The sequence below is a fragment of the Streptomyces sp. NPDC002730 genome (assembly GCF_042888805.1).
In the GTDB taxonomy this organism is placed as follows: domain Bacteria; phylum Actinomycetota; class Actinomycetes; order Streptomycetales; family Streptomycetaceae; genus Streptomyces.
Map to the genome: position 1 here is coordinate 359,698 of NZ_JBIAQG010000002.1, position 14,099 is coordinate 373,796.

Annotated in this window: 9 protein-coding genes and 1 pseudogene; 4 read left to right on the plus strand and 6 right to left on the minus strand. The window is 69.3% G+C overall.

The features are described 5' to 3' along the window. Window positions 1-307 precede the first annotated feature (307 nt). Window positions 308-1,672, plus strand: a complete 1,365-nt coding sequence (locus ACFYXH_RS06525) for a glutamate decarboxylase (RefSeq protein WP_389561019.1) — start codon at window positions 308-310, stop codon at window positions 1,670-1,672. A gap of 313 nt (window positions 1,673-1,985) precedes the next feature. Next, window positions 1,986-2,252: pseudogene (locus ACFYXH_RS06530) on the plus strand (transposase); the annotation flags it as partial. Window positions 2,253-2,275: 23 nt separating this feature from the next. Here the strand turns inward: ACFYXH_RS06530 and ACFYXH_RS06535 are convergent. The 6 genes from ACFYXH_RS06535 to ACFYXH_RS06560 all read right to left on the minus strand — a co-directional run bounded on the left by ACFYXH_RS06535 (window position 2,276) and on the right by ACFYXH_RS06560 (window position 7,939). Next, window positions 2,276-3,373 carry a hypothetical protein gene (locus ACFYXH_RS06535; protein WP_389561289.1) on the minus strand — a complete coding sequence of 366 codons (1,098 nt, stop codon included), beginning with the start codon at window positions 3,371-3,373 and terminating at the stop codon, window positions 2,276-2,278. A 164-nt stretch (window positions 3,374-3,537) separates the two neighbouring features. Next, window positions 3,538-3,813, minus strand: coding sequence for a transposase (locus ACFYXH_RS06540; protein WP_389561290.1), 276 nt, complete (start codon window positions 3,811-3,813; stop codon window positions 3,538-3,540). Window positions 3,814-3,915: 102 nt separating this feature from the next. Continuing rightward, entirely contained in the window at window positions 3,916-4,551 is a 636-nt protein-coding gene (locus tag ACFYXH_RS06545) for a DUF6461 domain-containing protein (protein WP_389561020.1), read from the minus strand. A 358-nt stretch (window positions 4,552-4,909) separates the two neighbouring features. Beyond that, window positions 4,910-5,047, minus strand: a complete 138-nt coding sequence (locus ACFYXH_RS06550; RefSeq protein WP_389561021.1) for a hypothetical protein — start codon at window positions 5,045-5,047, stop codon at window positions 4,910-4,912. Between the two features lie 130 nt (window positions 5,048-5,177). Beyond that, window positions 5,178-7,382, minus strand: coding sequence for a S1 family peptidase (locus ACFYXH_RS06555; protein ID WP_389561022.1), 2,205 nt, complete (start codon window positions 7,380-7,382; stop codon window positions 5,178-5,180). A 29-nt stretch (window positions 7,383-7,411) separates the two neighbouring features. Further along, complete coding sequence (locus ACFYXH_RS06560; protein ID WP_389561023.1) at window positions 7,412-7,939, minus strand: hypothetical protein; 528 nt, start codon at window positions 7,937-7,939, stop codon at window positions 7,412-7,414. A 554-nt stretch (window positions 7,940-8,493) separates the two neighbouring features. Here ACFYXH_RS06560 and ACFYXH_RS06565 point away from each other — a divergent pair. After that, a complete protein-coding gene (locus ACFYXH_RS06565; RefSeq protein WP_389561024.1) occupies window positions 8,494-11,862 on the plus strand; it encodes an ALF repeat-containing protein in 3,369 nt (1,122 codons plus the stop codon). A 258-nt stretch (window positions 11,863-12,120) separates the two neighbouring features. After that, window positions 12,121-14,070 carry a DNA/RNA non-specific endonuclease gene (locus tag ACFYXH_RS06570; RefSeq protein ID WP_389561025.1) on the plus strand — a complete coding sequence of 650 codons (1,950 nt, stop codon included), beginning with the start codon at window positions 12,121-12,123 and terminating at the stop codon, window positions 14,068-14,070. The last annotated feature ends 29 nt before the right edge of the window (window positions 14,071-14,099 follow it).

Sequence of the window (14,099 nt, forward strand, 5' to 3'; positions counted from 1 at the left end):
GCTGCACTGGCCGTAGCACCGGAGGGCGGTGCTGCACCGTGCCGGACGCACATCCGCGCTATCCGGACGTTCAGTGCCGATTTTGAAGCTATCGGTCGATCTCGGGGCGGCGATCCGACGGGCCGACGGGAGCCGAACAGGTGCACAGTCACCGGATCGCCCGCACGGCGTTCGCCGCCTCGTCGGCGATGGCCTACTCGGTGACTTGAGTCGATCACTCGGGAAGGTACGCCGTTCGCGTGCATGCTGAGCCCCATCCACAGGTTCTGAGCATGGCTCCCGCTCCGGACGTGGTTGAGTCGTCGATATGACTAAGAGTGACGTCGCGGCTCTGTTCGGCAACCGTTTCCTGACCGCGCCCGCTCCCTCGGAGAAATTCCCCGAGGGGGGCATGACCGCGACGGACGCCATGAGGCTGCTGGATGAGGACCTCGTCATGGAGGGCGACCCGCAGCGCAACCTCGCCACGTTTGTCACCACCTGGATGGAGCCGGAGGCGCAACGGATCATCGCCGAGAACCTCCACCGCAACTTCATCGACCACGCGGAGTACCCCATCTCCGCCGAGATCGAGCGGCGCTGCGTGCGCATGCTCGCCGACCTCTTCCACGCTCCGGGCAAGACCACCGGATGTCGGACCCAGGGCTCATCCGAGGCGATCATGCTCGGCGCGCTGTCGCTGAAGTGGAAGTGGCGGGAGCGCCGCCAGGCGGCCAACCTGTCGGTCGACCGGCCCAACCTGGTCTTCGGCGGCGACGTCCACGTCGTGTGGGAGAAGTTCTGCCGCTACTTCGACGTCGAGCCGCGGATCGTGCCGCTTGCCGAGGACAAGTACACGATCGGCCCGGAGGACGTGGAGCCCCACCTCGACGAGAACACGATTGGCGTCGTCGCCGTCCTCGGCACCACGTTCACCGGCCACAAGGACGACGTCGTGGGGATCGACAAGCTCCTGCGGGACGTACGCAAAGAGCGGGGCCTCGACATCCCGATCCACGTTGACGGCGCCAGCGGCGGCTTCGTGTGGCCCTTCCTCTACCCGGATTCGAAATGGGACTTCCGGCTCGAGCAGGTCCGCTCGATCAACGTCTCGGGACACAAGTACGGTCTGGTCTACCCCGGCATCGGCTGGCTGGTCTTCCGCGAGGAGTCCGACCTGGCCAAGAACCTCGTGTTCTACGAGAACTACTTGGGCAAGACCGACGCGACGTTCACGCTGAACTTCTCTACCGGCGCGTCGATGGTGCTCGCGCAGTACTACAACTTCGTGCGGCTCGGTCGCCAGGGCTACACCTACGTCATGGAGACGATGCAGGAGAACGCCCGCGCATTGGCGGACAACCTGCGTAGCAGCGGCCGCTTCGAAGTGATCGGCAGCGACCTCGAGCAGCTGCCACTGGTCGCTTTCCGCCTCGCCGGCAAGCACACCTACGACGAGTCCGACATCGCCTGGCAGCTCTCAGCCGAGCGCGGCTGGATGGTGCCGGCGTACACGCTCCCGGCCAACGCCCAGCGGGTGAAGATCCTGCGTGCCCTGGTCAAGGAGACCCTGAGCCGCGAGCAGATCAAGCGCCTGACCCAGGACATCGCCGACGCGTGTAGCACCTTGGATCACAAGGGTGCGACCACCGAGGTCGAGCGGGACCAGGTCCACCGTGGCACCGGCTACTGACCCGCAACCGGCCACCCCCAGGGAAGGAAGGCGCCGGGCCCCGGCCGGACAGCCCGAGGGCGACGTCGTGGCATGCGGTGGCCGACGCGTGCAGCAGGCGGATCCGGACGATGAAGGCCATGTCGAGGGTTATGAGCGCTGTGTTCAGTCCTGACAAACGCCAAGCCCCGCACTCCGGTCCGGAAGAGTGCGGGGCACGTTACAACTGGGCTTGTCGTTGGTGCTGATGTCGGGAGGAACCGTCGTGGTGTCGGGGTGTCCCTTGTTCGCGGCCCAGCCGTCCGGGCAGATGACCCTCCGGTTGGCGTCCGGCCGACTCGTCCGCTCCCTGACCGCGGATCTCCGCCGCCCCTGGGAAAAGCCCGTCCTGTCCGAGCAGTTGACCCCGGCCCGAGTCCGCCGCGGGTTCAGGAACATCCGCGCACATGCCCTGTGCCCGGCCAGTGTTCTCAAACCCCGCGGCACCGGCCCCGGACGGCCACTCGGTGCGAGAAACCGGCAGCGTGCACCCCGCTACGACGTCGGTAAAACCGTCAGACGCCCCGAGTCGCTCGTCGCTCTGCGTGACGCACGAAGATAAAAAACAAGATAAGTCTCTGTCGCTCACGATCGTGTGGCGGTCCCGCACTCCCCTTCCCCGGCCTCCCGCATGCGTGTATCCATCGGCGTGCTCCGGTCGTACGGGTCGACCTCATGGCCGTCTCCCGAGCCTGTGACCGCTCGCTCGGCCCTGAACTCGGGGGTGAAGTAGCCGGTGGAGTTGTCGCAGCCGCCGTTGGTCGTGTCCACCTTGTAGGAGACAAGGGAGAACGTCCCCGGCTCGGTGACCACCTTCGCCGGGTTGTCCCAGCTCATCACTATCTCGCGGCGCACGATGGTGCGCGCCACTTCGTCGCTCCCCGCTGCGGGGCGTACGACCGGATAGACGTACGTGACGTCGGCAGTCACCTCGACCGCGCCGCGCTCGCCTTCCCGGTACGTGATCCGGCCTCGTGACTTGATCACGTTCCCGACAAGCCGCACCTTCGTCGTGGTGAAGCGGCTGAACAGCAGCAGGGGATCACTCTGCCGACTGGGCGCGCGGAGCGCGGCCGCCAGGTAGTCCTGGACGTCACGTTGATGCGGATTGATCAACGCGATCGCATTCCCGGGGCGCTCCCCGCGCAGCACACCGGGATCCAGATTGGTCCCGGTCAGGAAGTCCTGCGTCCGGGCGAGCGCCTGCGCGACCTGCTCCCGGCTCATCCAGCCGGTCGGCCGCGCCTCAGGCAGGTGGACACCCTTCGCCCCGTTGCCCCACTGATCCGCGGGCGATCCTCTGAACGGCTCCTCGATGGTGGGCAGCTGAGCTGGACCCTGCGCCGCGGGCGGCCCACTTGGACGGTCCGACTCCGCGGCGAGCGGCGCTTTCCCACCGTCTCCGCCACCGAACCAGCCCACCACCCTGCCCGGGTCCAGCGCCACGGCCAGCAATCCGACTGCGACCAGCAGACCGACCACGTACCAGCCTGCGCCCCGTCGCCGCGGGGCTGGCTGGTAAGTCCGCCACCCCTGTGGCTGGCCGCTCTCCTTACGCAGCCGCCGCGCCACCATCCGGGCCCGCGCCGATGGCTCCTCAGGTGCCCCGGAAGTCCCGGCCTCAGCTTCCCGCAGGAAGCGCTCCCACTCCTCGTCCGGTATGGACGCCCCGCCCTTGCCCACGATCTTCCCTACTTCTCTCTCCTGTCCCTTCTCAGGGACGGTCACCACGTGGTAGGCCCACACAGTTTTGCCGCACCACCAGGAACCCAGACTTCCCGGCACACGCCAGGCCCTTGGACCCTGCTGTTCCCTTCGGCACGGTCAGGGCGAGTCCTCTGGCCGCGCTATTCGATGAGCCGGCCAAGCCCCCGGGGCCGGGTTTCGCTCCTGGCGGGGGCGGACGGGTACGGCCCGTCGTCGAGCGCGGCACGCTGGTCGTCGCGCAGCAGCACCGTGACCAAGGGGCCGCAGAGCATGGCGTCATCAACGTCCCGCCACGGGCTGCCGGTACCGAACCGCCAGATGATCCCCTCCAGCTGGTCGCGCAAGTGTTCCGGATAGGGGCCGTACTGCCCGATCGGCAGGTGAGGGCGAATTGACTCCCAGTCAGAATCTCTCAGTTCACGTCAAAGCACACGAGAGATCTACCAGTTCGATCGTGGTTGCGGGAAGCGATCACCGGGACTGAGATCACGACTCCGAACAGGCCCTAGCGTGGGGTCTTACAAGATCTCGACAGTCCCGGGCGGAACCGGTTTCGTGCAGGTGTCGCCCAGCGGCGCCGACGGGGCGTCGTCCTCGGCGAGCGTCAGGCTGGGCCAGGGCCCGGTGAGGGCGGCGTCGTCCAGAGTGATGCCGAGATGGTCCAGTACGAGGGCCACCACAGGCGCCATCCCGGCATCCTCGCCTTCGTGCGCGGCGAGCGCCGCTTCCACCCGATCCCACCAGGGGCCGAGCGGTTCGGACCGGGTGTGCTCCATGCCGGGCTCGAAGTACTCGACGCACTCGCCGTCACACCAGTACTGGAAGACGTCGATTCCGTCGGTAGTCGCCACGCTGTACGTCTCAGTGCCCCGAGACAACTCCGCGAGCGATTCTTCCCCAAGGCCGATGCCACCTTCCTCCTCGACGCAGAAGGCCCATTCACCGATCCTCCCGGACCGCAGCAGCGAGACCATCCCGTCGCCGCAGTCGCCCGAGGGCAGATCCGAGGCCGCGTCCCAGTCGAGCAGGCGCGCCTGGGCCGCATCGGCCCCGTACCGGGCGAACACCTCCTCGGGGCCCAGACCACGGGTGAAAGTGACGCACATCCAGGCCGTCGCCCAGTCGAGCGAGCGTGCGTCCGCGCCTGCTTCCATGTTCTGCCTCCGCCATTCACGCCCGGCATCGCCTGCCGGATCGAGCCTTCCGGGCCCCGCAGCGCGCGCGGTGCTGCGGGGGGCCCGGTTCATGATGCCTGGTTCAGGTGGTGAGATCAGTACCGGGCGGGACGCCCGGCCGGGTCCTCATGCGGTGAACTCGATACGGAAGGGGTCGCCATCCACGAGGCGCTGGAGCTTGCGCAGGGATCCTAGAACCCCGCCGGCGGAGTACTTGACGCGCCCGGTGACGTGGAGCCGCAGGCAGGTCTTCGTGCCCGTGGCAGGACGAGCGGGCCAGGTCGCCGGGGCGGACCACACACCGTTCGCTATTTGAGGGGTCAGCTCGGCGCACAGGTCACCATTCTGACCGCCCTCCCTCGTGCTGCCAGTCGGCGAGCCCATCGTCCTTGAACTCCGCCGCCCTGCGCTTGAGCACCGCCCACCACGACTTCTTGTGCATCGCGGTGGGCTGATCCGGGGCATCGCGCTCCACCTGCGGATCCGGCCGCACGCCGCCGACCGGCTCGTCATTCTCCCCCGGAGAAGAATGAGCCCCGGAAGGAAGGTTCCTTCCGGGGCTCGCACCCGCATGGAACTCAGGTCACGAGGTCCTGGATGATGTCCTAGCGGATCGCCGTACCGAACGCCACGCCCGCGGCGGGGATCCCGTTCAGGCCGGGCTGGTAGGTCGTCACCGCGGCGGTCGTCCCGCCGGTGACGTTCGCCCACGGGAGGGCATGCACGGCGCCGTACGCGGAGGGGCCGTTGGGCATGCCGATGTAGAGGTGCGTGGCGCCGGTGGTGATGTTGTTGCCGACCTGCTGCGACGCACCCGCGGGGCCGGGCAGGCCCGAGGCGTTGCCCGCCTGGATCCAGTAGTCGCGGTCACCCGCCGCTCCGAGGAGCGAGAAGGTCTGCACCGCGCCCGCGTCCGCCAGGGTCCCGACGTCCTCGCCCGGGATACCGACCGCCATCAGCATGGTGGAGGCGGTGCTCACCGCGTTCGGCGCGGTGTTGAAGACGGACACCTGCGAGCCGAATCGGTCGCCGGTCTCGGCGCCGCCGTCCACGCCGTCGGCCTCCTGTTGGATGTCGCCGAGCTGGCTGACCACTCCGGCCGAGGTCACCCGAAGGGTGACGACGCGGCCTGCGGTGGTCTTGCTGCTCGTGCCCACCGTGATGGCCTCGCCGGGCGAGCCGACCGCGATGATCGAGTCGGTCGCGGCGAGCGCGCCGGCCGACCGGTACGCGGCCATCGAGAGCGACGCGCCGAACAGGTCGCCGGCCTCCGCCGCACCGTTGATGCCCTCGGTGTCCTGGTCGACGCCCGCCTTGGGGTTGGGGATACCGTCCGCGCTCAGCTTGTGCTCGAAGATCTGCAGTCCGCCGGAGTTCGCCAGGGTCCCGATGACCTCGTTCGGGGAGCCGATCGCGAGGTGGTTCGGCGAGGCCGCCATGGAGGTACCGAACCGGTCACCCTTCTCCGCGGTTCCCGCCACGCCCGGCTTGTCCTGGTGCACGCCGATGTTGGTGGCGCCTCGCAGGTAGAAGGCGGCGCCGGCGTCCGCGACGGTGCCCAGGTCCTCGCCGGGCACGCCGATGGCCAGGTACGGCTCACCGTCGGCGGTGTGGCCGGCCGCCACGGCGTGGCCCATCCGGTCCCCGGCCTCCGACGCCGCACCCAGGATGGCGCCCGCGCCGCTGCCCTGCTGCAGGTAGACGGATGCCTTGCCCTTGGTGAGACCGGCGGGGGCGCCGTAGAGGATGTTCACCATGCCGGCGTCCGCCTCGGTGCCGATGTCCTCGGCGGGGATGCCCACGACCAGGTCGCTGCAGCCGTCCTCGTTGTGGTCGAAGACCGCCAGGGTCTGGCCGAACCAGTCCGAGGGCTCGGCGTCGCCCGGTACGGTGGCGAGGTCCTGGTTGATCTCCTCGTTGCCCTTGCCGCCGCCGTAGATGACCCGTACGAGTCCGGCGTTCGCGTCGCCGCCGACGGTCGCCTTCGGGTCGCCGACGGCGACGTCCTGCACGCCGTCGCAGTTGAAGTCGGTGACGCGGGGCGCCGCGACCTTGGCGGCGACCCAGTCGCGCAGGTCGTCGACGCGGGTGTTGACCGCGCCGGTGCGGGTTTCGGCCGCGTCGATGCCGAAGCAACCGCCCTGGAAGGACCGGCTGTTGACAGCGACGAGTTGGGTCGTCGTGCCCACCGTACGCAGAGCGGGGCCACCGGTGTCGCCCATGCAGACGGCGGCGCCGTTCTGCCCGGTGATGCCTGCCTCAACGGCGTTCACGGTGTCCACGGTGAACGTCCCGGTGTGCAGCAGCAGAGGCGCCCACTCGCCCTTGGTGCGGCCATACCCGGCGACCCGCAGCTCCTCCCCGACGGCGGGCGCGGTGCTGCTGAGGGCGACGGGGGTGATGGCGGGGACTGGTCTCGCGAGTCTGGCCAGGACGACGTCGCGGGATGGGTGGGGTACGAGCTCCACGACGTCCCGCACCTGCCCGGACGTGGTGGTGAGATCCCTACGGCCGATGGTGGCGGTGGTCTTGAGCTGCGGCTTGCCCGCGGGCACCGCCAGGCTCGCGGCCGGGTTGTCGGCGAAGCAGCTGGCGGCAGTGAGCAGCCACTGCGTGTCGATCAGCGCGGCCGAGCAGGCGCGCTGGCCGTTGCCGATGTCCAGACGCGCGGTGAACGCGAGGGACTCGTCGGCCTGAGGGGTGCCGGTGACGGCGTGGGCGGGCGCGGCGGTCAGCGCCAGCGGAGCCGCGATCAGGACCGCGGTCAGCGCGGCGAGCCCGGCGGAGCGGGCGTGGTGTGGACGATGCATGACCATTTCCTTGAGACGGGGTCGGGGAGTTACTTGGAGGACCTGATCTCGACGAGCATGTGATCGCGGCCCTCTGTGTCCGCGGCCTCACCCACCGAGGTCCAGGCGTTCTTGGTGATGTCGAACGACTTCTCCTCGGTACCTACGGTCATGTCGACCGCGGTCGTGTAGTCGTTGCCCTTGATCGCGTAGACCGCGGGGATCTCCAGGGTCAGCCAGCCGGAGTTGCCCACCACCTTGAAGCAGATCTTGTCCGCCTTGTCGCGGGCCATGATCTCCAGGAGGCCGGTGCCACCCGCACAGTCGGCCAGGGTGATGTGCCCGTCGCCGCGCTTGAGGACGATGTTCTTCTCGGCCAGGATCTTGTCCGCCTGCGGGTAGTTGAAGTCCTCCACCGCGTAACCGGGGGCGTCCCCCGCGACCAGTGCGGTGGGGCCCGTCTGCTGCGACGCCCCGCCGGGGATGCCCGTGGTCGCCGTGATCCAAGCCAGGGCGCCGACCGCGGCCGCGCCCAGTGCGCGCCGCGCAAGCCGCTTGCGCTGCGGCTTCAAGGACATTCTGCTGTATTCCTTCATTGCATCCCCAAGTTCGTCACTGACGGCCGGATGTTCATCACCGGGCTCGAATTCGGGTGCACAGGAATGCGATATCGACATCGCTCTGCCGGGTATACCCCAACTCCCTTGGAAAGCAGTTCCCTTACCTCTCGAAGCGAGAGGCCCCCCTGCCCCGGTGATCATCATCCGCTTCGCCATACCAACATGAAGTGACCCTCAGGTCGAGTGCAGAAAACCACGCATACTGCGGCAATCTATGCGCTCCATTCGTGATCTCCGCCACACTTCGTAAAGGTTGTACGGAGGACTGTGAAGGGCATGCAAAGAATCCCTGAGGGACAGTCAAGGACTTTAGTTCCAAGGTGCGTTGAGGAATCGGACTCCCCAATTGGCTTGTCTTGTAGGAGCAGTTGATATGGTCCAGCACTACAAGAAGCGCCGCCTACGCGCTACTTCGCATCCATTGGCATTCCATCCCGCGGGCACGTCGGAAACCGCCCTGCCAGTGAGATCCGACATGTCCTGTCAACAGCTCACACGAGGACAACGCTCTTATGCAGACAGTTTTCTGGAGCCGGCGCCGCGTGCTTGGTGCGCTCGCCGCCGCCACCGCCGTAGCCTCCACGCCTTCGGTGCTCCTCGCCCCGGTCGCCGCCGCGGCACAGGGCGCGGCGCCGGATCCGGTCCCGCTGCCGGACACCGAGCGGGCGAAGGTGGTCAAAGCCTGGATATCGGGCGGAAGAGGCGTCAAGGCGGCAGCCGCCGAGGCCCTGTTCGGCTCCGACAGCGAGATCCAGACCTTCCTGGCCGAAACGCTGTCGAAGCAGACCGTGCAGGACAACCGCGTCGCCATCGTCAGCTGCCTGGACCGCGCGGGCAAGGGCCTGCGCCGTGAGGCGGTCGCCGCCCTCGACAACGGTGACGCCGCCATCGCCGACTTCCTGAGGGACGGCTTCAAACCCGCCATCCTCGAGGACCTGCGGGTGGCCACCACCATCGTGTCGGGCACCGGCGACAGGGCGGTCCAGCGAGACGCCACCGCCGCCCTGAACGCCAACACCCAGTCGACCCTGACCGCGTTCCTCACCGACACCCAGTACGACGCACGCCTGGAGGACGCCCGGGTCCAGGTCACCACCATGCTGATGCAGGCCGGCCCGGAGGTGCAGAAGTACGCCGACCGTGCCCTCAGCGGCACCGCGTCCGACGTGGAGTGGTTCATCGAGACCGGGCAGCACATCGCCCGTGCCCGGGACCAGGAGTCGGCGACGATCGAGGAGCTCGTCGCCGTCGTCGAGCGGGAGGGCAAGCGCGCCGAGCGCCAGACGAACCTGGCCGTCGAGGCCTCCGCGCGCGCCCAGACCGCCGCGGAGAAGGCAAAGGAGGCGGCGGATAAGGCCTCCGCCGAGGCAGCCGCTGCCAAGGAGGATGTGCAGAAGTCCGGGGCGGCGGCCCGCAAGGCGGCGGGCGCCGCGAAGGGCGCGGCGGATGCCGCCCGTAACGCCATCAACGCCTCGAACGCCGCTGTGTCGGCGTCCCGTCGCGCCTCCTGGGCCGCCACCGGCGCCGCCCAGGCCGCCGCGAACGCCGGCAGCGCCGCGGCCCGCGCCTTCCATGCCGCGATCGGTGCCTCCAAGGACGCCGGCAAGGCCGAGGCCGCCAAGAACGCGGCGGTCGCCGCCCGCAACGCCGCGGCCAAGGCGCGTACCGCGGCCAAGGCGGCCGACCAGGCCGCCGTCGCCGGAACCAAGGCCGCCGCCGCCGGTTCCGCCGCCGCCTCAGCCGCACGCAACGCGGCCGCCGCCGCGAACGCCGCCGCCCAGGCCGGCAACGCCGCCGGCGCCGCACAGTCGGAGGCCGCTGAGGCCAAGCGCCAGGCCGCGATCGCGTCCAGCGCCGCGAACCGGGCCACCAATGCCGCCTCCACCGCCCAGACCCTCGCCACCATCGCGGCCGCGGCCGCCCGCACCGCACGGGACGCCGCCAACTCCGCGGCGGACCACGCCGACAAGGCGGCGGCCGCCGCCGAGGAGGCCGTGAAGTACGCGGGCAAGGCCGTCGACTACGCCAACAGGTCCACCGCCCACGCGGCGGCGGCCGTGCTGGCCGCCAACACGGCCACCAAGGCTGTCTCGGACGCGCTCCTGGTGGAGCAGAACGCGCGGAAGGCCGAGGCGGAAACCCTTGAGCAGGACAAACTGCAGGCCATCGAGGAGGTCAGGCTGCTCGCCGAGATCGAGACGAAGGAGCTGACTGCCTATCAGAACAAGGCCGCCCAGGCCCAGCAGACCGATCAGGCGACCAAGGATCTGATCACCAAGGCCGAGCAGGCGCTGGCGGCGAACGACATGGCGCTCGCGGCGGTCCAGGGGCGCAAGGCGGCCATCGCCCTGCTCAGCTCCAGGGGTGCCTGGACCCGGCAGGCAGCCCAGTTCGCTCTCTCCGGCACGGACGACGACGTGTACGCCTGGATCGACCTCGACCGGCTCCTGGCCCAGGGACAGGACGACCGGGAGACCACGCTCCACGTGGCCACGATCGCCGGTCCCAAGATCGCCGAAGCGGCCCAGGGTGCCCTGGAGAGCCCCGATTCCAAGGCGGTCGGCGACTTCCTCACCGGCGGCATGAAGAAGGCCTCCGACGAGGACAACCGGGTGGCGATCGGTCGCATCCTGGCCTCGAAGCCCGGCAAGGCCGTCACCGCCGCGGCGAACAAGGCACTCGACCTCAACACCACCGAATCGCTGCAGAAGTTTTTCGACCACGACTACCCCGAGGCGATACGGGAGGACGACGCGGTCCTCACCGTCACGCTGATGAACACCGGGGGTGCCTTCACCAAGGCGTACGCCGAGGTGGCCATGGAGGGGCCCACCTGGATGCGCCGCAACTTCGTCTCCCTGGTGCAGTTCCGGACGGCCCAGCTCGACCACGACACCGCCACCCATGTCGCCGCGATCCGCGGTGCCATCGCGGCTGCGGCGAAGATCGCCGAGAAGGCGCAGGAGAACGCCGCCCTGGCATCGAAGGCCGGCGCCGACGCCCGTAGCGCCGCCGCCGAGGCCAAGGACTGGGCGGCCAAGGCACTTGACTCCGCGGCCAAGGCCGACGACTACGCCGACGAGGCCAGGCGGAACGCGGACGCGGCCGACAAGTCCGCGGCCGACGCCAAGGCGTCCGCGAACAAGGCGAGCGCGGCGGCGTCGACCGCCCGTGGTGCCGCCCGCTCCGCGAACTACTCGGCGAACAAGGCGATGGACTCCGCCCGCTCCGCCCTCAAGTCGTCCTACAGCGCCCAGGCCTCGGCCGCCGATGCCCGCGCCTCCTCGATCGCGGCGGGCAAGGACGCGGCGACGGCGGCGGCTGCGGCCACCGAGGCCAGGCAGATCGCTGCGGCCAAGCGTGAGGCCGAGGTCAAGGCGGCTGCCAAGGCGGCTGCCGAGAAGGCCCGACGTGAGCGGGAGGCCAAGATCGACCCGGCCGACAAGGACACCAACGACCAGATCAACCCCAACGGCACCGGCGCGGACGCCGACGAGTGGTGGAACGACGCCGGCTTCTACGCCGACGCGTTCAACGCGATCAGCGTCGGCGCCGGGTTCCTGGCCGCGGGCTGCGCCCTCGCCGCCTTCGTGTTCCCCCCGGCGGCCGCGGCCGCCGGCTTCTTCGCCGCGGTCTCGATGGGCGCCGGCGCCCTCGGCACCCTCTTCACCGGCATCGAACACGGCTTCTCCAGCGGCGAGTTCATCGAATCCGCCATCGGCACCGGCCTGAGCCTGGTCACCTTCGGCCAGTCCAAGTGGATCGGTGCCGCGGACAAGGCACTCGGCGGCAAGCTCATCAAGCCCGTCGTCGGCAAGATCGCCGACGTCGGCGAGGACGTCGTGTCGGGGGCCACCAAGGTCCTGTCGTCCATCTTCTGACCTGCGTCGCAGCGCTCGGCGACCCGGCCGACCCGAACGGCCTCGGCCCGAGCCCGGACGATCCCGGCGCCGGCGAGCCCGGCGGCCCGGCCGGTCCCCACCGCACGAGAACGACTCTCACGCGGGCGAACTGCCGACCGTGCCGGTCCGGATCCCCTGGATGTCCGGCAGTTGTCCGCTGCCCGGGGGCATCGCTGTGCCGGTGCCCCATTGCCCCTCGCCCGAAGCCATCGGGGCACCCACACCAAAAGGAGAGGTATGACGATCACGCATGCAATACGACCTGGACGGCCCGGCCGAAGACGTGCCCGGTCGACCGTTCTGGCACTGCTGACCGTGGTGACGCTGGGGCTCACCACGACCGGCATGAGCCCGGCGCAGCAGAGGGCCGAAGAGAAGCCGCAGCGGGTGGGCAGGCTCGACTCGGCGGACCTGCCGGCCACCGCGCCCCTCACCGAGACCGCCGCGTTCCGGGCGGAGTCCGGGGAGCACTGCCAGCCCACGCAGGCAGGCTCGAAGGAACGCCGGGCAGGCGCCGCGAAGGCGTGTGTGAGCACCAGCCCCGCCACCGCGACACCACAGCAGACCCGGGCCGCAGTCGCAGCCGCCGACACCGGCAGCTGCGACATCACCAACCCCGGCAACTACACCTACAAGCGCTTCGAGTACTGCGTGACGGGGGTGAACGTCCTCTACATCCTGCGCGACAGCAACGGCAAGGAGATCGGACGCGGCACCCTGCAGGTCTCGACCAGCGCGACCCTTCCCGCGAAGGGCACGGCCTGGAACGAGCAGATCACCGCGAAGATGACGAGTGCGAGCGGCGATGTCACCGCCCTCAACGCCAAGTTCCGCGCCTCCTGCACGACCGGCTGCACGACGACGAAGACCGCGCCCTGGTACGGCGGTGACCTGATCCTGGGCCAGTCCGTCAGCGGCTCCGTCGCCTACTCCTCGACCCCCGCCGCCAACACCGACGTGGAGTTCACCACCTCGTACAAGATGTACGTGACCTCCCCGGGTGCCGCGGCCGTCGATCCGAACGCCTCGTGGGACAACCCCCGCAAGATCCGCTGCGACGACGCGGTCGGGGGCACCTCGTCGGCCGGCTGTGCCGTCCCCTCGGTGATGGCCGTCGTGCCGATGAGCGCGCAGGGCTCCGACCCCGGTGGCGCCGTGGCCGCGTATGAGTGGGCCCAGAAGAACCTCGACGGTGCCTGGGGCAAGAAGGGCAGCCCCCTGACCAGGTCGACGAACGGCGTGGCCGGCCGCACGGCCAGCACGTGCAGCGGCTTCGTGGCGCAGACGGAACTTGTCGACACCGACACCTGCGGCGACTTCCCGTTCGGCGAGGCGAAGGAGGGCGGTGCCGCCGGTACGCAGTGCGTCGAGGTGATCCCCAACCTCGGCAACGGCGAGTGGGACACGTACATCCTGAACGACGGCCATGAACTGGACCGCACCGCACCCTGCGTACAGGCCCATGTCACCGCCGCCGACACGCAGTTCGCACAGACGCAGCTCGCCGACGGCTTCAAGGACCAGCGAGTGATCGACACCGACCCGTTCGAGCTGACGATCTCGACGCCGGACACCGGACCGCAGGCCGGCTGCCTGAACGACCCCGCGCCGGCCGACTCGCTTCCCAGCGGCGACGGCTGGTTCAAGAACACCACCGAGTCGGTTGTTCTCGTCCAGCAGACCGTTCCGACCAGCGGGGCCGGACAGCGGCCGACCCAGGCGCAGGCCTGCCTGGGGCGGAATCTCGGCAAGGGCACCGAGACCTCCGGTGACATCACCGGCTGGCTGGACGCCCAGGCGTTCAAGACGGCGAACTCACCCACGTCCTCGCTGGCCCGGTGCCATCTCATCCCGAAGGTCCTCGGCGGAAAGGGCACGAGTGCGGTCACGCGGTTCAACCTCGTCCCCTGCTGGCAGTCCGGGATGAACACGGGCACGCCCAGCATGCGGACCTTCGAGTCCAAGGCGCAGGACCTGATCAAGGGCCCCATCGCCGATTTCGGGGCGAACGACGCGGTCTTCTACCAGGTGACCCCCGTCTATAAGGACGCCAAGAGCACCATCCCGGTGAGCGTCACGATGACCGCTAATATCGAACGGGCCAACGGGACGGTGGAAGAACTGTTCCCCAACGTCTATGTCACCAACACCCTGGGGAACACCGGGACGCTCAACCTCGGTAACTGATCCCCCAGTTCGCGCCAACGGGAGCCGGC